The following is a 20,226-nucleotide window of genomic DNA, read 5'->3' as shown; positions in this document are numbered from 1 at the left end:
CGGATCAGCGGCGGGTCAGCTCCGTGTCGCCGGCGAGGCGGGCGGTGCGGTCGGCCTCGGCCAGGGCGTCGAGCACGCCGTCCAGGTCACCGGCGAGGGCCAGGTCCAGGTTGTACGCGGTGTAGCCGATCCGGTGGTCGGTGATCCGGTTCTGCGGGAAGTTGTAGGTGCGGATCCGCTCCGAGCGGTCCACCGTCCGCACCTGCGCCTTGCGCGCGTCCGAGGCCGCCGCGTCGGCCTGCTCCTGCGCCGCGGCCAGCAGCCGGGCCCGCAGGATCCGCATCGCCTGCTCCCGGTTCTGCAGCTGCGACTTCTCGTTCTGGCAGGAGACCACGATGCCGGTCGGCAGGTGGGTGATCCGCACCGCCGAGTCGGTGGTGTTCACCGACTGGCCGCCCGGGCCGGACGAGCGGAACACGTCGATCCGCAGCTCGTTGGGGTCGATGGTGACGTCGACGTCCTCGGCCTCCGGCAGCACCAGGACACCCGCCGCGCTGGTGTGGATCCGGCCCTGCGACTCGGTCACCGGGACGCGCTGCACCCGGTGCACGCCGCCCTCCCACTTGAGCCGGGACCAGACGCCGTTGCCGCCCTCCGGGACGCCCTTGGTCTTGATGGCCAGCGAGACGTCCTTGACGCCGCCGAGGTCGGAGTCCTGGGCGTCGATCACCTCGGTGAGCCAGCCGTGCCGCTCGGCGTACCGGGTGTACATGCGCAGCAGGTCACCGGCGAACAGCGCGGACTCCTCGCCGCCCTCACCGGCCTTGATCTCGACGATCACGTCCTTGGCGTCGTGCGGGTCGCGCGGGATGAGCAGCTCCGCGAGCCGCTCCTCCAGCGCCGGCAGCGCGGCGGCGATCGACTCGGCCTCGGCCGCGAAGGACGGGTCCTCGGTGGCCAGCTCCCGGGCGGCGGCCAGGTCGGACCGCGCCTGGGCCAGCTCACCGGCCGCCTTGTGCAGCGGGACCAGCTCCGCGTAGCGACGACCGATCCGGCGCGCCGTCGCCTGGTCGGCGTGGATGGCCGGGTCGGCGAGCTGCTTCTCCAGGTCCGCGTACTCGTCGAGGAGGGCGGCCAGACGCTCGCTGCTCATGCTGCGGATGCTCCTTCGACGGTGGGGGCGGGGCGGGGTGACACGCCGAGGTGGGCGCCATACGGACGACGCCCGCGCCCGGTGGGAAACCGGACGCGGGCGTCGAACGAGCAGTTACTTGGCCTTCTTGGCCTGAACCTTGGCGTACTTCTGCTGGAACTTCGCGACCCGACCGGCGGTGTCGAGAACGCGCTGCTTACCGGTGTAGAACGGGTGGCAGGCGCTGCAGGTCTCGACCGTGATCGCGCCGCCCTTGGCGGTGCTGCGGGTCGTGAAGGTGTTGCCGCAGGAGCAGCGGACCTCGGTGGTCACGTACTCCGGGTGGATGTTGGGCTTCATGTCGCCTCGGTCCTTTCGTCGGTGGTCGCCGGGTCGCCGTCACCGTCCGCCGCACCGCGCGACGGGCTCGGGCGTGAACCGGAACCGGTGGCCGATTGACCAGTGTGCCATGGGCGTGCGCCGGGCCCGTCGGGGGGCCGCACAGCTGGTCCGGCTTCGACAACGCGCGGCGTCCTCGTCGCATTCCCGCCCTCGGGCCGGGCATTCACCGGCCACGGCGGTAGCCTCGCCGTGCCCCGCCCGGGGCACGGCGGCCCCGCCGGCCGCGCGTCGAGGCGACACGGAGGTGAGCGGAATGTCCCGCCTGATCGCCACCCGAGGCCTGCCCGCCTCCGGGAAGACCAGCTTCGCCCGGACGCTCCAACCGTCCGTCGTCCGGGTCAACCGGGACGATCTGCGCCGGATGCTGCACGGCGAGCGGTTGTTCACCCAGTGGGCCGAGGCGCAGGTGACGATCGCCCAGCGGGCCCAGGTCGAGGCCCTGCTGAGAGCCCGGGCCGACGTCTGCGTGGACGACACCAACCTCCGGTCCCGGACGCTGCGGGACTGGGCCGAGCTGGCCGCCCGCCACGGGGCCGAGTTCGAGGTGCACGACTTCACCGACGTGCCACTGGAGGAGTGCCTGCGCCGGGACGCGGCGCGGCCGGAGGCCGAGCGGGTCGGCGAGGCGGCGATCCGCCGCCTGCACGAGCGTTACCTGGAGGGGAAGCCCCTGCCGCTGCCCGTGCCGCAGGCCCGAGCGGGACGGCCGGCCCGCGTACGGGAGACGTCGGCCGGGCCACCGGAGATCGTGCTCGTGGACATCGACGGCACAGTGGCGCTGAACGTCTCGCGCAGCCCCTACGACATGACCCGGGTCGCCGAGGACCGGCCCAACGAGGCGGTGATCGCGGCGGTCCGGGCGATGCACGCCGCCGGGTACGACGTCGTCTTCTGCTCCGGCCGTGACGCCTCCGCCCGGGCGGACACGGTGGCGTGGCTGGAGCGGCACGTGCGGGTGCCGTACCTGGCGCTGCACCTCCGTGCGCTCGGCGACTCCCGCAAGGACTCGGTGGTCAAGCGGGAGATCTACGAACGGGAGATCCGGGACCGCTTCCGAGTGGTCGGCGTCTTCGACGACCGGATGCAGGTGGTCCGCATGTGGCGGTCCCTGGGGCTCACGGTCTTCCAGGTGGCCGAGGGCGACTTCTGAGGCGGGAGGGGCCCCGCGCCGGGCACGGGACCCCTCCCCGCTCTCACGCGGCGGGGGCCTCGGCCCGAGCGGTGGTGACGGTGGCCTCGGCCCGGACACCGTTCACGGTCACCGCGAGCACCACCGACGCGCCGGGCCGCAGCGCGGCCAGCCGGCCGGTCGCCGGGTCGAACCAGGCCGCGTGCCAGGGACGCAGGCCGGCGGCCGAGCCGACGTGCACGGACGGGGAGGCCGACCAGTCGGCGCTGACCGGCGCCGCCACCGGCACCGTACGGCCGCCCGGCTGGGTCAGGGTGGCGGTGACCGGCACCGGGGCGCCCACCGCCACGCGGGCCGGCGCGGCCAGCGTGACCCGGTCGGTGTGCGCGTGCATTTCCGCGTCCACCCAGCGCGGGCCCTCGGCCCGGGGGTCCCGCCGCGCCCGGTCGGCCTCGGCCGGGGTCACCGGGTCGACCCCGAACTCCGTCCAGCCGGTGAAGCCGCCCCGGTCCGCCGGGGTGGACGGCGTCTTGCCCGAGTTGCCGTTGATCACGTACGGCACGCCGTCGACCCGCTCGGCGTGGAAGGTGCCGACGTGCCCGCCGACGAACAACGCCCCCTTGCCGGTGCGGTGCTGGAAGTCGGCGAGCCAGCCCTCGACCAGCGCCGCCTCCTTGCGGTCCCCGAGTTGGCTGGCCTGGGCCGGGCTGGGATCGCGGGGCGGGTGGTGGTGCAGGACGACGACCGAGCCGACCTGCCGGTCCGTGGCGGCCTCGTCGAGCGCCTCGCGCAGCATCCGCACCTGGTCGAAGCCGCCGCCGCGCAGCGAACCGGTGGACGAGTCCAGCGTGACGAACCGGGTGCCCCGGTGGTCGAAGACCCGGGCGGTGTCGCCGAACGCGGCCCGGAAGTTGGTGATCGGGGCGCCCATGATCTCGTGGTTGCCCGGCACGTAGTACCAGGGCAGGTCGTCCCCCAGCTCCTCGTCCAGCAGGCGCCGGGCGAGCGCGAAGTCCGCCGGGTAGGCCGTGTCCACGAAGTCGCCGTTGATCACCAGGAAGTCGGGCTTCGCCGCCTTGACCTCCCGCAGGGTCCGGCGGGCCCGGGCGACCAGATCGCTGTCCGGGTCGGCCGCGACGAACTGGGCGTCGGACATCACCGCGAACCGCCACGGCGCGCCGTCGACCGTCCCGTCGCGGAGCACCACCCGGTCGGTGCACGGCACCTCGGCCGGTACGTCCACCGAGGGCGGCACCTTGGCCACCAGGTCGTCGATGACGACCTCGCTGCGGTACTGCGCGGCGGCGTTGGTCTCCGCGACGTAGAACCGCCGGACGCGCACCGGGTACTGCACGCCGGCGGGCACCGCGAACTCGACATACTTCCAGCCGGTCCAGGTGACGTACGGGCCGCGTAGCACGTGCTGGGTGTCCTGCGCGTCGTGCAGGTGCAGGCTCGGCCACTCGCCGGTGCCGTTGCCGCGGATCCACAGGCCGAACGCCTGGGGCTGGCCGGGCACCTCGATCCAGGCCGGCGGGTCGGCGTACGCGGCCCGGGTGCCGGTGGACTGGCTGAAGTCGTACGACAGCTTCAGGCCCGTGCCGGTGTGGCCGGGCACCGGCGCGACCGAGCCGCTGGCCCGGGCCTGACTGAACGTCCACGAGGCGGCGTCGTCGAAGCCGGCGACCGGCTGGTCGGTCAGCCCGACGGTGACGGGGACCACGGTGCGGTGCTGTCCGACATGGACGGTGATCAGGCCGGCGCCGGAGTCGGTGAGCGCGGTCGCGGTCAGGTTGCCGTCGTCGGTCGGGGTGACGCGCAGCAGGCTGTGGTCGTAGTCCAGGCGCAGGTCGGCGGGCTCGATCGGCGCGGTGTTCCCCTCCGCGTCGTAGCCGACCACGCCGAGCAGCGCGCTGCCGTCGCGCCCGGTCAGGCCCACCCGCTCCACAGTGGAGTCGATCCGGTCCAGCGGGCCGAGGACCGTGAGGCCCAGGGTGCCGGTGGCCGTGCCCCGCCGGGCGGTGACGGTCACGGCGCCGGGGCGCAGGGCGCGGAACACACCGTCGGCGCCGATCCGGCCGCCGTCGGCCGGGTTCGCCCGCCAGGACGGGGTGCCGGCCGCCGGCCCGTACGTCTCGTCGTAGCCGGCGGCGGTGAGCCGACGGGTCAGCCCGGGGAACACCCGGTCCGGCCGGCCGCCGCGCACCGGCGAGACACCCGGCGCGGCGGTGGGGTCGCTGGCCGTCTCCAGCCAGTAGCCGGTGAGCCGGCCGCTGCCGCGCGGGGCGTAGAGGGCGAGACCGTTGGGAACGGCACGCTCGGAGCCGTCCGAGGGGCTGTTCTCCACCTGGACCACCGCCGCGCCCGGCTCCCGGGCCAGCAGCGTCGACGAGCCGCCGCCGTCGAGGTTGAGCGCGTGGTGCGCGCCCAGTTCGACCATCATCCGGCCCATCTCGGTCTGGGTGACGCCCCGGCTGTCGACCTGGCGACCGTCCACCGTCAGCATGATCATCTGTCGCCCGTCGGCGGTGAAGCCGACCGCCGTACGCGGCGCCAGCGCCGCGTCGGCGATCGTCTGCACGGCGCGGTCGCGGACCAGCACGTTGCCACCGCCGACCGCCGCGTGCAGGCCGCCGCCGTCGGCGGCCTTCGGGCGCCAGGTGACGTCCACGGGGTCGCCCGGGCGCAGCGCGGCGAGCGCGTCGGCGCCCGCCTCCCGGCCGAGCAGGACCGTCGTACCGGCGGCGATCGGGCCGCTGCCGGCCGCCGGGGCCACACTGGCCACCCGGCCGCCGACGACGGCGACCTCGGTGACGCGGGCCGCGCCGGCCACCGCGCGCTCCCGGGTGTACGTCCCCCAGAGCGCGGTGAAGGCGCCGATCCCGCCCGCCCGCACCAGGTTGTTGAACTGGGTCAGCGCGACCGGCCCGCCGGGTAGCGTGGCGGTGCCGTCGAAGTTCACCTCGATCACCCGGCCGACGCCCTCGGCGCTCACCGCCACTGCGTTGCGGTGACCGTCGATCGCCGACTGGATCAGCTCGCCGCCGCGGATGCCGACGCCCTGCGCCGCCCCTGAGTTGTTGATGTCGAAGAAGTCGCCGTTCACGGCGGCGACCGCGCGGGTCCGGTCCACCGCGGCCCGCAGGGGTTCCGCCCGGCTCACCGCCCCCGAGTTGACGTAGTCGACGGCGACCCCGCCGGTCAGGTCGGCGGTCAGCGCGTCGGCGCGGAGCCAGCCATCGGCGTCGTACCGGTCGAAGGAGGTCAGCCGCACCCCGGGGGCGACCGGCCGAGTGGTCTTCGTGGTCTCCAGCCCGCCGGCCGGGGCGACGCCGTCCACCGGGGCGGCGGTTGCCGGCGGGGCGGCGGTGGTCGGTGCGGTCGGTGCTGCCGGTGCGGGTCTCGGCGGCGCGGCGGTGGCCGGCGGCGGGCCGGCGAGGGTGAGCAGTGGCGTCAACAGCAGGACGCCGGCGAGGTGGGCGGATCGTCTGCGGGTACGCATGGACGACAGTCAACCCGATGATGAATAGAAGTTTCAATACCCGCCACATGAACTGAAAGAAAGCTGCACCCGTCCGTCGCGGGTGCCGGCGGCGCGTCCAGGGGTGGGCGACGGACGGCGTGGCCGCCGGCAGGCGGCCGGGCACGGCAAAGGGGCACGGCCCGACGGCCGTGCCCCTTACCTGCGTGCCGACCCGGGGATCACTCCCCCGGTGTGGACTTCGCGATCTGCATCAGGAACTCGATGTTCGTCCGGGACTGCTTGAGCCGGTCGAGCAGCAGGTCCAGGGCCGCCTGCGAGTCCAGCGAGTGCAGGACCTTCCGGAGCTTGTGGATGATGGCCAGCTCCTCCGGCGCGAGCAGGATCTCCTCCTTACGCGTGCCGGACGGGTGGATGTCGATCGCCGGGAAGGTGCGCTTGTCGGCGATCTTCCGGTCCAGCTTCAGCTCCGCGTTGCCGGTGCCCTTGAACTCCTCGAAGATGACCGTGTCGGCCATCGAACCCGTCTCCACCAGCGCGGTGGCGAGGATGGTCAGCGACCCGCCGTTCTCGATGTTGCGGGCCGCGCCGAGGAAGCGCTTCGGCGGGTAGAGCGCCGTCGAGTCGATACCACCCGACATGATCCGGCCGCTGGCCGGCGCCGCCAGGTTGTACGACCGGCCGAGCCGGGTCACCGAGTCGAGCAGCACGACCACGTCGTGACCCAGCTCGACCAGGCGCTTGGCCCGCTCGATCGCCAGCTCGGCGACCGTCGTGTGGTCCTGCGGCGGACGGTCGAACGTGGCCGCGATGACCTCGCCCTTCACCGACCGCTGCATGTCGGTGACCTCTTCCGGCCGCTCGTCCACCAGCACCACCATCAGGTGGCACTCCGGGTTGTTGTGCGTGATGGCGTTGGCGATCGCCTGCAGCACCATCGTCTTACCCGCCTTCGGCGGCGACACGATGAGCGCCCGCTGGCCCTTGCCGATCGGCATGACCAGGTCGATCACGCGGGTGGTCAGGATGTGCGGCTCGGTCTCCAGCCGCAGCCGCTCCTGCGGGTAGAGCGGAGTGAGCTTGTAGAACTCCGGCCTGCGCCGGGCCTCCTCCGGCTCCATGCCGTTGATGGTGTCCAGCCGCACCAGCGGGTTGTACTTGTCCCGCCGCTGCTCGCCCTCACGGGCCGCCCGCACCGCGCCGGTGATGGCGTCACCGCGGCGCAGGCCGTACTTCTTGATCTGGGACATCGACACGTACACGTCGTTCGGGCCGGCGAGGTAGCCGGTCGTCCGGACGAAGGCGTAGTTGTCGAGGACGTCGATGATGCCGGCCACGGGGACGAGCACGTCGTCCTCGCCGACCTGCGGCTCACGGCCGCCGCCGTCGCCACCCTCGGCGCGCTCGCCCCGGCCCCGACGACGGTCCCGGAAGCGGCTGCGCCGGCCGCGCCGGCCGCCGCCCTCGCCGTCGTCGTCACCGTCGGCGTCACGCTCGACCCGCTGGCCCCGGTCGCCCCGCTCGTTGCGGTCGTTCCGGTCGGCCCGCTCGCCGCGGTCACCACGGTCGTTGCGCTCACCGCGCTCAGCCCGCTCACCACGGTCGTTGCGCTCACCGCGCTCGGCCCGCTCACCACGGTCGTTGCGCTCACCGCGCTCGGCCCGCTCGTTGCGTTCGACCCGCTCGTTGCGCTCACCGCGCTCGGCACGGTCGCCCCGCTCGGCGCGCTCGGCACGGTCACCCCGCTCGGCCCGCTCGTTGCGGTCACGCCCGCCGCGGCCCTCGGTGCGCTCGGTGCGCTCGCCGGCCTCGGCCTCCTCGGTGCGCGCCTCGCTGGCCCGCGCCTCGGCGCCCCGGCGACGGCCGCGACCACGGCCCTCGGACTCGGCCGGCTCGGACGGCGCCTGCTCGGTGGCGCGCCGCTCGGCCTCGGGCCGCTCGGCGGACTCCCGGACCTCGGCGTGCACCTCGTCGCGAGCGGGAGCGGCCGCGGCCGCGACCTCGGCCCGCGGTCGAGGGGTCCCGCCGGCGGCGCCGCCCTGCCGCTCGGAGATCGCGCTGATCAGCTCGCCCTTGCGCATGCGAGCCGTGCCGGAGATGCCGAGCGACGCGGCCAGGCTCTGAAGCTCTGGCAGCAGCATCGCCGACAGACCGGTGCCGCTACGCCGCCGACGGGCGGGAGCGGCGGTGGTGGCATCGCCAGCGACGTTCGAAACATCCGACGTCACGTCGGTGGTGTCGCTCAATGGATTCCTTCCCTCGATAGGCCGGGACTGCCCGGGATCGACAAGCAGGTGGCCGGGCGGCCTCGGTGCACCCGCATCGCACGAACGCGTCGCGGGAGTCTGTGACACAGCAGCCGGTCGGTTTCCCAACCCACCAACATCGGTGAGCAGGTCTCGCCGTCTGCGGCGACCTGTGGAAACTGCGGTGCGGCGTGGGCCTTTAGCAGGGGTGACGGGCTGACCGCCGAGAGCTTCGGGGGTGCGCCGACCCGCAGGAAGATCGCATGCTTCGCGGCTGTGCTAAGTCTAGAGCGTAATCAACTCTTCCGACCTGCGGCAACAGGGTCCCGCTCGGCGTGTCCAAGTCTACCCCGGGCAACCCGGGCGCCGCTGACATCTATCGGCAACCGCCAGACCTGCCAGTCTGTTCCCGCGTCGAACCCGACGGGCGGATCGGTCAAGGCCAGCACGGTCGGCCCGGCCCCACTGACCACGGCAGCCACATCCGCCGCACGCAACGCGCTGACCAGGGCCGCGGTGGCGGGCATGCCCGGCGCGCGGTAGTCCTGGTGCAGCCGGTCGACCGTGGCGGGCAGCAGCAGTGCGGGATCGCTGGTCAGCGCGTGCACCAACAGGGCGGCCCGCCCGGCCGCCAGGGCGGCGTCGCCGTGCGGCACGGTGGCCGGCAGTGCGGCGCGGGCGGCGGCGGTCAACCCCCGCTCACCTGGCACGAAGACCGTCGGGTGGACGCCCTCCGCGACCGGCCGGGAGATCGCCCGCGCGCCCGTCGGCTCGGTCCACGCGACGGTGAAGCCACCGAGAAGGCAGGGCGCCACGTTGTCGGGGTGGCCCTCCAACTCGGCGGCGAGCCCGAGCACGCCGGCATCGTCCAGGCGCCGCTCACCGTCGCTCACCAACGCCCGGGCCAGCAGCACGCCCGCGACGATGGCGGCGGAGGAGGAACCCAGCCCGCGCGCCTGCGGGATCCGGTTGACGCACTCCACGTCGAGCCCCGGCGGGTCGACGCCGAGGCGCGCGAACGTGGCCGTCATCGCCCGCACCACCAGGTGCCGATCGTCGTCGGGCAACTCCCCGGCGCCCTGCCCGGTCACCGTCACCCGGACGCCCTCGGGCGCCACCTCGGCGGCCACGTCGTCGTAGAGCCCGAGGGCGAGCCCCAGCGCGTCGAAGCCCGGCCCCAGGTTGGCGCTGGTGGCGGGAACCCGGACCCGGACCGGCCCGGTGGCGAAGTTCGTCGGCACGGGCTCATGCTAGGGCGCGGGACCGACGATCCGGTCTTCCGCCCGCACGCTGGGACCGCGCCGACGGACCCGCCCGCACGCCCCCGCTAGCGGGCCGCGCCGGCGGACTCGCCCGGGGCCGGCTCGCGGGCCGGGTCGGAGAGGGAGAGCTTGCGGGTGGCGATCCGCCAGCCCACCGCGTACACCAGGGTGACCAGGCCGCAGCCGGCCAGCACCACCCGCTCGTCCACGACGTCGACCACCGCGGCCACGGCGAGCTGGCTGACCGAGATCGCCAGCGTCGCCAGCATCATGTCGGTGGCGAAGACCCGCCCGCGCAGCCGGTCCGGCACCTCGCCCTGAAGGGCGAAGTTCGACATCACCCAGTTGCTGCCGCCGGCGAAGTGGGCCACGAAGACCAGCAGCAGCACCAGCGGGAACCAGCGGGCCGCCGAGGTGCCGAGGTAGGCGAGCCCGTACAGCGACATCGACAGCGCCAGCCCGGGCAGCAGCCAGGCCCGGTTGGTCAGCACCCGACGCATGAGGATCGGCCCCACCAGGGCGCCCGCCCCGCGTACCGCGAAGAGCAGGCCGGCGCCCGCGGGCCCGGCGCCGTAGACGCCGGCCAGCAGCGGGAAGACCGTCAGGACGCCGTTACCCAGGCCCACCGCCGACTTGACCGTGACCAGCGCCAGCACGCGCGGCCGGTGCCCGATGTAGCGCAGCGCCTCGACGACCGCCGCGAAGGCGCGCTGCGGCGGCACGTCCCGGTCCCGGGGTGCCTGGAGCGGCCGGCGGATCGTCGCCGCCAGCCCCGCGGCCAGCGCCAGGCCGACCGCGGCGATCCAGAAGCAGGCGTACGGCCCGACGTGCGCGCTGAGCACGCCACCGAGCGAGGCGCCGACCACCGTCATGGTGCCCCAGGCGGAGCCGGCCACCGCGTTGCCCGCGGCCAGTTCGTGCGGGTCCAGCACGTTGGGCAGCGCGGCCTGGGCCGCCGGCGAGTAGAAGCCCTTGGCGACCGCGACCACGCCGATCGCCACCATCGCCAGCCAGGCGGTGCCCGGGCCGCGTACGCCCAACAGCAGCAGCACCCCGGCGAGCGCCGCGACGTTCGCGACCATCATGATCTTCCGCCGGTCGAACCGGTCGGCGATCGTGCCCGTGTACGGCAGCAGCAGCGCCACGATGCCGGTGTCCACGGCCAGCACCAGCGCCCCCCAGACGCCGCTGCCGGTGAGCTTCGGCAGCAGCACCAGCAACGGCACCATCACGAACCAGTCCGCGCCGAAGACCACCAACTCGGCGAGGAAGAGGTTGCGGAAGTTCCGGTTGCGGGTGAGGACGGACAGGGTGGAAGCCACGGAGGAGGACCCTATCCCTCGCCCCCTGGCCATCACCCGCTCCGCCCCCTGTCACCGTCGCCCAGAGTATGGGCGCACGACCGCTCACGTTCCGTCGGCGATCCGACGCGCACGCCGGACGCGGAACGCCCCCGGCGGGTCGGAACCCGCCGGGGGCGTTCGGAGGAGACGTGCCTACTCGGTGGGCGGCAACGGCGACGTGCGGCTCCGGGGCAGGCGCAGCACCTCGAACTGGTCCGTACCGTCGACCAGGGCGGCGGACGGCTTGGGCCGCGCGGCCGGCTCGGCCGGCGTGGCGGCGGTGCCCGCGGTGGCCTCGGCCGCCGGAGCACCGGCCCCCACCAGGACCGGCTCGGCCGGCGCCTCGGTGGCCTCCGGCGGGGTGGGCGTCCCGCCCCGCCGCCGCTCCCGCCGCTCACGCAGCGATCGCTTCGTGTTCTCCACCATCGTGTAGAGCGTCGGCACCAGGATCAGCGTCAGCAGCGTGGAGCTGAGCAGACCACCGATCACCACCACCGCCAGCGGCTGCGAAATGAAGCCGCCCTCGCCCGTCAGCCCGAACGCCATCGGCAGCAGCGCGAAGATCGTCGCGACCGCGGTCATCAGGATCGGCCGCAGCCGTCGCCGGCCACCCTCGACCACGGCCTCCCGGACGTCCAGGCCCTGCGCCCGGTACTGGTTGACGAGGTCCAGCAGCACGATCGCGTTGGTCACCACGATCCCGACCAGCATCAGTACGCCGATCAACGCCGGCACGCCGAGCGGGGTGCCGGTGGCCAGCAGCAGGCCGATGGCGCCGGTCGCCGCGAACGGGATGGAGATCAGCAGGATCAGCGCCTGGGTCAGGCTCCGGAAGGTGGCCACCATGATCAGGAAGACGATCGCGATGGCGACGAGGACCGCCAGGCCCAGGTCGGCGAAGGCGTCCTCCTGGTCGGCGCTGACGCCGCCGATGGTGAACGTCGCACCCGGGACGTCGATCCCGTCGAGCCGCTCCCGCAGCTCCTGCGTGGTGGCGCCGAGGTTCGAGCCGGTGGCCGCGCCGGTCACCGTGACGCTGCGCTCACCGTCGATGCGGGTCACCTGCTGCGGCCCCTCGGTCCGGGTCACCGTGGCGATGTCACCCAGCTTCACCGGACCGATCGGCAGCGCGCGCAGCTCGTCGACGCTGACCGGGGCCGTCGCGGCCAACCGCAGCACCACGTCCTGCTGACCGCCGTCGACGGTCACCTGGCCGAGCGGGGCACCGCGGAACACCTGCGCCACCAGCTGACCGACCGCCGCCTCGGTGAGGCCCGCCCGGCCCGCCTTGACCCGGTCCACGGCGACCTCGACCCGCGGCACCTGGTCGGCCAGGCTGCTGGTGACGTCCGCGACGCCCGGCGTCCCGGCCAGGGCGTCCTGTGCCGCCTTCGCGGCCCGGCTCAGCACCTCCGGGTCGGCGGCCTGGACGACCACCGCCAGCTGGCTGGCCGCCGCGTCCTGACCGCCGCCGAAGGTGAACTCGCCGGCGTCCGAGCCCAGCGCGGCGAACTCCGTACGCAGGCGCTCCCGCATCTGCTTCGCGTCGGTGTCACCGCCCAGCGCGAGGGACCAGCTGGCGACGTTGTTGCCGCCACCGCCCATCCACGGCATGTCGCCGCCGCCGGCCGTCACCTGGTACGTCTCGACGCCCTCGGTGCGCTCCAGCACCGCCTCGACCTTGCGCGCCGCCGCGTCGGTCGCGGCCAGGCTGGTGCCGGCCGGCAGCTCCTGGCTGATGCTCAGGGTGTCCTGCCCGGAGTCGTCCAGGAAGTTCGTCTCCAGCTGCCGGGACAGGCCGAACGTGCCGAACAGCACCAGGACGCCGAGCCCCAGCGTGATCCAGCGGGTACGCCGGTTGCGGGTCGCGAACCCGATGACCGGAAGGTAGCCCCGCTGCAGCGGGCTGCGCAGCTCCTTCTCCTCCGCGGCCCGGCGCACCGCCTCGTCGTCCGGCGTGCCGCCCGACGGCTTCAGGAACCAGTAGGCCAGCACCGGGATGACGGTCAGCGAGACCAGCAGGGAGGCGAGCAGCGCCACCGTCACGGTGATCGCGAACGGCGCGAACAGCTGCCCGACGAAGCCGCCGACCAGCGCGATCGGCGCGAACACGGCGACCGTGGTGAGGGTGGACGCGGTGACCGCGCCGGCCACCTCGCGGACGGCGGCGAGGATCGCGTCCCGCTTCGCCTCGCCGTACCCCAGGTGCCGTTTGATGTTCTCCAGCACCACGATCGAGTCGTCGACCACCCGGCCCACCGCGATGGTCAGCGCGCCGAGGGTGAGCAGGTTCAGCGAGTAGTCACCGATCCAGAGGGCGATCAGCGCGACCAGCACCGACAGCGGGATGGAGACCGCCGTGACGATCGTGGAGCGCACCGACAGCAGGAAGACCAGGATGACGATGACCGCCATGACCAGGCCCAGGAGACCCTCGGTGGTCAGGCTCTCGATGGACTTCTCCACGAACGGCGCCTGGTCGAAGACCACGGTCAGCGCGGCGCCGGAGGCGTCGGTGAGGGCGTCGAGGCGGTCCCGGATCTCGTGCGAGATCTCCACCGCGTTGCCGTCCGGCGAGGCGGTGACCGCGATGCCCAGGCTGTCCTGCCCGTTGGTCCGGGTGATGGCGGTGGCCGGGGCGACGTCCTGCTCGACGGTCGCGACGTCGGCCAGGCGGACCGGGTTCGGCCCGGTGGCGACCACGATGCCGCGCAGGTCGTCCAGGCTGGCGACCGGGGTCCCGACCTGCACCGGGAGCCCCTGCGTGCCGTCGGTGACCGTGCCGGCCGGGATCGCGACGCCGTTGCTCCGCAGGGCCGCACCGATCGCGCTCGGGTCCAGCTTCGCGGCGGCCAGCTTCGCCAGGTCCGGCTTGACGGTGACGATGTCGTCGCGGGTGCCGGTCAGCTCGACGGTGCGTACGCCCTCGATGCTCTCCAGCTCGGGCAGCACGCTGTCGCGCAGCTTCTCCGCCAACGCACGCTGGTCACCGCCACCGGAGGCGGCCAGCACGACCGCGGGCAGGTCGTCGGTGCTACCGGCGATGACCTGCGGGTCGACGTTCGCGGGCAGCTGCGCGTCGATCCGGTTCAGCGCGGTCTGCATCTTGTTGACGACGTCGTCCAGGTCGGTGCCGAACTCGTACTGGACCTGGACGGTGGCCACGCCCTCCCGCGAGGTCGAGCTGACCTTGTCCAGCCCCGGAATCCCCTGGAGGCTGTTCTCGATCGGCTCGGCGACCTGCGACTCGACGATCTCCGGCGCGGCACCGGGGTACGGGGCCACGATGAACGCGGCGGGAAACTCCAGCGAGGGCAGCAGTTGCTGCTTCAGCGACGGCACGGCGAAGAGTCCGAACGCCGTGGTCACCACCGCTATGAGGGCGACGAGCCCTCGGTTGGCGAGACTGAATCTGGCGAGCAGCGACATCGGCCTGGCTCACTCCTAGAAAAGAATGCGGGGCAGGAGGAGAGTGTGCCCGACTCGATCAACCCCGCCCCCGCCGGGTGCACGCCAGCCCGCACCTGAAACCCGCCTGAGCCCACGCGCAACCCGACCTGGATCGCCCGGATCCCGTTGGTCGTGACGGGCCCGGCTACGGGTCAGGCCAGGTCCAGGGCTCGCGCGGCGGCCAGCGGGTCGTTGGCGATGGTCGTCGGGGACGGCGCAGTGGAGATCGCCCACTCCGGGTCCTTGAGGCCGTGGCCGGTGACCGTGCAGACCACCAGCGAGCCGGCCGGGACCCGACCCGCCGCCGCCTGCTGGAGCAGCCCGGCGACGCTCGCCGCGCTGCCCAGCTCGACGAAGGCGCCGACTTCGCGGGCCAGCAGCCGGTACGCGGACAGGATCTCCCGGTCGGTCACCGCAGCGATCAGCCCGCCCGAGGCGTCCCGGGCGTCGAGCGCCCGCGTCCAACTGGCCGGGTTGCCGATGCGGATCGCGGTGGCGATGGTGGACGGCTCACGCACCACCTCGCCGGTCACCAGCGGCGCCGCGCCGGAGGCCTGGAAGCCGTACATCTTCGGGGCGCGGGTGCTCCGGCCGTCGGCCAGGTCCTCGGCGTAGCCCATCCAGTAGGCGGAGATGTTGCCGGCGTTGCCGACCGGGAGGCAGTGGATGTCCGGCGCGTCGCCGAGCGCCTCCACGATCTCGAACGCGGCGGTCTTCTGACCGTGCAGCCGGTCGATGTTGACGGAGTTGACCAGAGCCACCGGGTAGTCCTGGGCGAGCTTGGAGGCCATCGCGAGGCAGTCGTCGAAGTTGCCGTTGACCTGGAGCAGCTTCGCGCCGTGCACCAGCGCCTGGGCCAGCTTGCCCAGCGCGATCTTGCCCTGGGGCACCAGGACGGCGCAGGTCAACCCGGCGCGGGCCGCGTACGCCGCGGCGGAGGCGCTGGTGTTGCCGGTGGACGCGCAGATGATCGCCTTGTTACCCGCCTCGACCGCCTTGGAGACCGCGAGCGTCATGCCCCGGTCCTTGAACGAGCCGGTCGGGTTGGCGCCCTCGACCTTGAGGTAGACGTCGCAGCCCAGCCGGGCGGAGAGCACCGGCGCCGGGAGCAGCGGCGTGTTCCCCTCGTGCAGGGTGACGACCGGCGTGCTGGCGGTGACCGGCAGCCGGTCCCGGTACGCCTCGATCAGACCCCGCCACATGTCGCTCTCCTCGCCCTCTGCCGGCCCCTGACCCGGGACCACGCCCAGCGTGGACCACCCTGCCGCAGCGCGGTCACCCGCGCGCCGGCGTAACCACCTGGCGGGACACCCCGCCCGGCCGGATCACGTCCGCGGCCACCGGTGCGGTGGCCGTCGCCGCCATCCGGCAACCCCGGCGGCGGTCGTCGCCGCCGTCACCGGCTCAACGACTCAGAGCCCGCCCTCGACCCTCAGCACGCTGGTCACCGAGCGGACGATGTCCAGCCCGCGCAGCTCCCCGACGGTCGCGGCGAGCGCGGCGTCCGGTGCCACGTGGGTGACGATGACCAACTCCGCGTCCGCGCCCCGGCCGGTCGTGCCGGCCGCCGAGCCCTGCCGCACCGTCGCGATCGACACGTCGTGCCGGGCGAACACCCCGGCGACCGCGGCCAGCACACCCGGCCGGTCGGCCACGTCCAGGCTGACGTGGTAGCGGGTGAGCGCCTCACCCATCGGGCGCACCGGCAGGTCCGCGTACGCGCTCTCGCTGGCCGCGCGCACCCCGGCGAGCCGGTTGCGGGCGACCGCCACCACGTCGCCGAGCACCGCGCTGGCGGTCGGCGCCCCACCGGCGCCCCGGCCGTAGAACATGAGCTGCCCGGCGGCCTCCGCCTCGACGAACACGGCGTTGAACGCGTCGCCGACGCTGGCCAGCGGATGGGTAAGCGGAATCATCGCCGGGTGCACGCGGACGTTGACCGTCTCCCGCCCGGCCGCGTCGACGCCGCGCGCGGCGATGCACAGCAGCTTGATCGTGCAGCCCATGGCCTTGGCGCTGGCCACGTCGGCGGCGGTCACCTCGGTGATGCCCTCCCGGTGCACGTCGGCCGCGCCGACCCGGGTGTGGAAGGCGAGCGAGGCGAGGATCGCCGCCTTGGCCGCCGCGTCGAAACCCTCGACGTCGGCGGTGGGGTCGGCCTCGGCGTAGCCCAACTCGGTCGCCTCGTCGAGGGCTTCGGCGAAGCCGGCGCCGGTGGCGTCCATGGCGGAGAGGATGAAGTTGGTGGTGCCGTTGACGATGCCGGTGACCCGGTTGATCCGGTCACCGTGCAGCGACTCGCGCAGCGGTCGCAGCAACGGGATGGCCCCGGCCACCGCGGCCTCGTAGTAGAGGTCGCCGCCGCCCTCCGCCGCCGCGTCGTGCAGCGCGCCGCCGTCCTCGGCCAGCAGCGCCTTGTTCGCGGTGACGACGCTCTTGCCGGCGCGCAGCGCCTCGACGAGCCAGCCCCGGGCCGGCTCGATGCCGCCGACCACCTCCACCACCACGTCCACGTCGTCCCGCTTGATCAGGCCGAGCGCGTCGGTGGTGAGCAGCGCGGGGTCGACCGGCAGGTCGCCGCGGTCCCGGCCGAGCCGGCGTACGGCGATGCCGGCGAGCTCCAGCGGGGCACCGACCCGGGCCGCGAGGTCAGCCGACTGCTCGTGCAGCAGCCGCACCACCTCGCTCCCGACCGTGCCGCAGCCGAGCAGCGCCAGGCGCACAGGTGAGGTCATCCGACATCCAATGCGAGCAGGTCCTCTTCGGTCTCCCGCCGGACGATCAGACGCGCCTGGCCACCGCGCACGGCGACGACCGGCGGGCGCGGCACGTGGTTGTAGTTGCTGGCCATGCTCCGGCAGTAGGCACCGGTGCCGGGCACCGCGACAAGATCTCCGGGCTGCACGTCGGCGGGCAGGAATTCATCCTTCACCACGATGTCCCCGGACTCACAATGCTTTCCCACCACGCGGGCGAGCATCGGCTCGGCGGCCGACGTCCGGTTCGCCACGGTGGCGGAGTACGACGCCCCGTAGAGCGCGGTGCGGATGTTGTCGCTCATCCCGCCGTCCACGCTGACGTACGTGCGGATGCCGTCCACGTCCTTGACCGTGCCCACCTCGTAGAGGGTGAACACGGCCGGGCCGACGATCGCGCGGCCGGGCTCGATGGACAGGTGCGGCACGACCAGCCGCTCGGCCTCGCACTCCGAGTCGACGATCTTGCGGAGCCGCTTCGCCAGGTCGTGCGGCGCGGCCGGGTCGTCCTGGGTCGTGTACGCGATGCCGAAGCCGCCGCCCAGGTCCAGCTCGGGCAGCTCCACCCCGCGCGCGTCGCGGATCTGCGCCTGGAGCGCGAGCACGCGGCGGGCGGAGACCTCGAAGCCGCTGGCGTCGAAGATCTGCGAACCGATGTGCGAGTGCAGGCCCCGCAGCTCCAGCACGTCCTCGTCGAGGATCTTGAACGCGGCGGCGGCCGCCGCGCCGCCGGCGAGCGAGAACCCGAACTTCTGGTCCTCGTGCGCGGTCGCGATGAACTCGTGGGTGTGCGCCTCGACGCCGACCGTCACCCGGACCAGCACCCGGGGGCGGACGCCCCGCTCGCGCGCCAGCGCGGTGAGCCGGTCGATCTCGGTGAACGAGTCCACGATGATCCGGCCGACCCCGGCGTCGACCGCCCGGGTCAGCTCGGCGATCGACTTGTTGTTGCCGTGGAAGCCGATCCGCTCCGGGGGCATCCCGGCCGCGAGCGCGGTGGCCAGCTCACCGCCGCTGCACACGTCGAGGTGCAGACCCTCCTCGTCGATCATGCGGACCACGGCGCGGCAGAGGAACGCCTTGCCGGCGTAGTAGACGTCCACGCCGTCGAAGGCGGCCCGGAAGTCGCGGCAGCGCGAGCGCAGGTCGTCCTCGTCCAGTACGTACACCGGCGTGCCGAACTCGGCGGCCAGCTCGCGGACGCCGAGCCCGGCGACGGTCAGCGCGCCGTCGGCGCTCCGCTGGACGTTGCGCGGCCACAGCTGCGGCACCAGCGCGTTGACGTCGACCGGCGTACGCAGCCACGCCGGACCGCGGTGACCGATGTCGCCGTGCAGCGCACCCGCCTCATGAGCCCGCATGACCCGTCACATCCTTTCCGGGGCCGAGACCCCGAGCAGGCGCAGACCGTTGGCGACCACGGTGCGGGTCGCGTCGTTCAGCCAGAGCCGGGCCCGGTTGCCGTCGCCGACGGGCTCGTCGCCACGCGGCAGGATCCGGCAGGCCGGCTCGTCGAAGAACCGGTGGTACGCCGGCGCCACACTCTCCTCCAGGTAGCGCGCCACCCGGTGCGGCTCGCGCAGCTCAGCGGCGGTGGACACCACGGCGGGGAACTCGGCGAGCGCCTTGAGCAGCTCGTTCTCCTTCTCGTGGCCGAGCAGCTCCGGCCGGAAGTCGTCCGCATCGCCGCGGGTCAGCCCGACCTCGGCCGCGTTGCGGGCCACGCTCGCCGTCCGGGCGGCGACGTACTGCACGTAGTAGACCGGGTTCTCCCGGCTGGCCCGGGTCCACAGCTCCACGTCGATGTCGATGGGCGAGTCGCTGGAGTAGCGGGCCAGCGCGTAGCGCGAGGCGTCCACGCCGATGGCCTCGACCAGGTCCTCCAGCGTGACCACCGTGCCGGCCCGCTTGCTCATCCGCACCGGGGCGCCGTCGCGGACCAGGTTGACCAGCTGGCCGATGAGGATCTCCAGGTTGCGCTCCGGGTCGTCGCCGAAGCAGGCGGCCATCGCCTTCATCCGGCCGATGTAGCCGTGGTGGTCCGCGCCGAGCATGATCACGACCCGTTCGAAGCCACGCTCGCGCTTGTCGAGGTAGTAGGCGCAGTCGGCGGCGAAGTAGGTCCACTCGCCGTTGGACTTGCGCAGGACCCGGTCCTTGTCGTCACCGAACTCGGTGGTGCGCAGCCAGGTCGCGCCCTCGGCCTCGAAGACGTGACCCTGCTCCCGCAGCCGGGCCAGGGCGAGGTCGAGCTCGCCCCGGTCGTGCAGGTCCTTCTCGTTGAAGTAGGTGTCGAACTCGACCCCGAAGTCGCGCAGCGACGAGCGGATCTCGTCGAACATCAGCGCCACGCCCTCGACCCGGAAGACCTCCTGGGCCGCGGCCTCGTCGAGCGACAGCACCTCCGGCCGGCGGGCCTGGACCTCCGCGGCGATCTCCGCGATGTACGCCCCGCCGTAGCCGTCCTCCGGCGCCGCCTCACCCTTGGCGGCGGCGAGCAGAGAGCGGGCGAACCGGTCGATCTGCGAGCCGGCGTCGTTGAAGTAGTACTCCGTGCCGACGTCGGCGCCGGTGGCCCGGAGCAGCCGGCTCAGCGCGTCGCCGACCGCGGCCCACCGGACCCCGCCGATGTGCACCGGCCCGGTCGGGTTGGCCGAGACGAACTCCAGGTTGATCCGCTGGCCGGCGAGCCGCTCGCTCCGGCCGTAGTCGGCGCCGGCCTCGACGATCGTGCGGGCGAGCTGCCCCGCGGCGGCCGCGTCGAGCCGGATGTTGAGGAACCCGGGACCCGCGATCTCGACCGACTTGACCCCCGGCGCCCTGCCGAGCTGCTCGGCGAGCGCCCCGGCCAGGTCGCGCGGCGGCACCCCCACCTTCTTGCTGAGCTGCAGGGCCAGCGTCGAGGCGTAGTCGCCGTGCTCGGGGTTGCGCGGTCGCTCGACCGTCGTCCGCTCCGGCAGCACGGAGCTGTCCAGGCCCCGGTCGGTGAGCACGGCGTGGGCTGCGGCGAGGACGACCTCGGCGAGTTCTGCGGGAGTCACCGAACCATGTTATCGGGGGTAGACTCGGTCCCCGCGGCGGCGAC

Annotated in this window: 12 protein-coding genes; 1 reads left to right on the top strand and 11 read right to left on the bottom strand. The window is 73.6% G+C overall.

Annotated elements, in window-relative coordinates; all coding sequences use genetic code 11:
* Positions 1-4: 4 nt before the first annotated feature.
* Together prfA and rpmE are read right to left on the bottom strand one after the other, a co-directional pair.
* Positions 5-1,093 (bottom strand): peptide chain release factor 1, encoded by a 1,089-nt coding sequence (gene prfA, locus GA0070620_RS27220; protein ID WP_091595514.1) that lies wholly within the window; start codon positions 1,091-1,093, stop codon positions 5-7.
* A gap of 114 nt (positions 1,094-1,207) precedes the next feature.
* On the bottom strand, positions 1,208-1,432 hold the full coding sequence (rpmE, locus tag GA0070620_RS27215; RefSeq protein WP_091595512.1) for a 50S ribosomal protein L31: 225 nt from the start codon (positions 1,430-1,432) through the stop codon (positions 1,208-1,210).
* A gap of 295 nt (positions 1,433-1,727) precedes the next feature.
* On the opposite strand from rpmE, the gene GA0070620_RS27210 reads away from it, so the two are divergent.
* Positions 1,728-2,624, top strand: coding sequence for a phosphatase domain-containing protein (locus GA0070620_RS27210; protein ID WP_091595511.1), 897 nt, complete (start codon positions 1,728-1,730; stop codon positions 2,622-2,624).
* 43 nt (positions 2,625-2,667) lie between these two features.
* On the opposite strand, the gene GA0070620_RS27205 is transcribed toward GA0070620_RS27210, so the two are convergent.
* The 9 genes from GA0070620_RS27205 to argS all read right to left on the bottom strand — a co-directional run bounded on the left by GA0070620_RS27205 (position 2,668) and on the right by argS (position 20,182).
* Entirely contained in the window at positions 2,668-6,105 is a 3,438-nt protein-coding gene (locus tag GA0070620_RS27205) for a phosphodiester glycosidase family protein (protein ID WP_091595509.1), read from the bottom strand.
* A 200-nt stretch (positions 6,106-6,305) separates the two neighbouring features.
* Positions 6,306-8,330: a transcription termination factor Rho gene (gene rho / locus GA0070620_RS27200; RefSeq protein WP_091595507.1), complete on the bottom strand. Its 2,025-nt coding sequence runs from the start codon at positions 8,328-8,330 to the stop codon at positions 6,306-6,308.
* 296 nt (positions 8,331-8,626) lie between these two features.
* Positions 8,627-9,571 carry a homoserine kinase gene (gene thrB, locus GA0070620_RS27195; protein WP_091595505.1) on the bottom strand — a complete coding sequence of 315 codons (945 nt, stop codon included), beginning with the start codon at positions 9,569-9,571 and terminating at the stop codon, positions 8,627-8,629.
* An 86-nt stretch (positions 9,572-9,657) separates the two neighbouring features.
* Positions 9,658-10,914, bottom strand: coding sequence for an MFS transporter (locus GA0070620_RS27190; protein ID WP_091595502.1), 1,257 nt, complete (start codon positions 10,912-10,914; stop codon positions 9,658-9,660).
* Between the two features lie 174 nt (positions 10,915-11,088).
* On the bottom strand, positions 11,089-14,364 hold the full coding sequence (locus GA0070620_RS27185) for an efflux RND transporter permease subunit (protein WP_091595500.1): 3,276 nt from the start codon (positions 14,362-14,364) through the stop codon (positions 11,089-11,091).
* 173 nt (positions 14,365-14,537) lie between these two features.
* On the bottom strand, positions 14,538-15,587 hold the full coding sequence (gene thrC, locus GA0070620_RS27180; RefSeq protein ID WP_091595498.1) for a threonine synthase: 1,050 nt from the start codon (positions 15,585-15,587) through the stop codon (positions 14,538-14,540).
* Between the two features lie 210 nt (positions 15,588-15,797).
* Positions 15,798-17,108: a homoserine dehydrogenase gene (locus GA0070620_RS27175; protein ID WP_172836626.1), complete on the bottom strand. Its 1,311-nt coding sequence runs from the start codon at positions 17,106-17,108 to the stop codon at positions 15,798-15,800.
* 8 nt (positions 17,109-17,116) lie between these two features.
* Positions 17,117-18,502, bottom strand: a complete 1,386-nt coding sequence (gene lysA, locus GA0070620_RS27170) for a diaminopimelate decarboxylase (protein ID WP_091595494.1) — start codon at positions 18,500-18,502, stop codon at positions 17,117-17,119.
* Between the two features lie 6 nt (positions 18,503-18,508).
* The gene (argS, locus tag GA0070620_RS27165) at positions 18,509-20,182 is read right to left on the bottom strand and encodes an arginine--tRNA ligase (RefSeq protein WP_091595492.1); all 1,674 of its coding nucleotides are present in this window, start codon (positions 20,180-20,182) and stop codon (positions 18,509-18,511) included.
* Between the last annotated feature and the right edge of the window lie 44 nt (positions 20,183-20,226).

The organism is Micromonospora krabiensis (assembly GCF_900091425.1).
GTDB classification, from domain to species: domain Bacteria; phylum Actinomycetota; class Actinomycetes; order Mycobacteriales; family Micromonosporaceae; genus Micromonospora; species Micromonospora krabiensis.
This window is presented reverse-complemented; position numbering and strand designations above follow the sequence as displayed.

Excerpts from the sequence above, each read along its gene's own strand:
- prfA (WP_091595514.1), bottom strand. The coding sequence starts at position 1,093 with ATGAGCAGCGAGCGTCTGGCCGCCCTCCTCGACGAGTACGCGGACCTG.
- GA0070620_RS27210 (WP_091595511.1), top strand. The coding sequence starts at position 1,728 with ATGTCCCGCCTGATCGCCACCCGAGGCCTGCCCGCCTCCGGGAAGACC.
- lysA (WP_091595494.1), bottom strand. The coding sequence starts at position 18,502 with ATGCGGGCTCATGAGGCGGGTGCGCTGCACGGCGACATCGGTCACCGC.
- thrC (WP_091595498.1), bottom strand. The coding sequence starts at position 15,587 with ATGTGGCGGGGTCTGATCGAGGCGTACCGGGACCGGCTGCCGGTCACC.
- GA0070620_RS27205 (WP_091595509.1), bottom strand. The coding sequence starts at position 6,105 with ATGCGTACCCGCAGACGATCCGCCCACCTCGCCGGCGTCCTGCTGTTG.
- rpmE (WP_091595512.1), bottom strand. The coding sequence starts at position 1,432 with ATGAAGCCCAACATCCACCCGGAGTACGTGACCACCGAGGTCCGCTGC.
- GA0070620_RS27185 (WP_091595500.1), bottom strand. The coding sequence starts at position 14,364 with ATGTCGCTGCTCGCCAGATTCAGTCTCGCCAACCGAGGGCTCGTCGCC.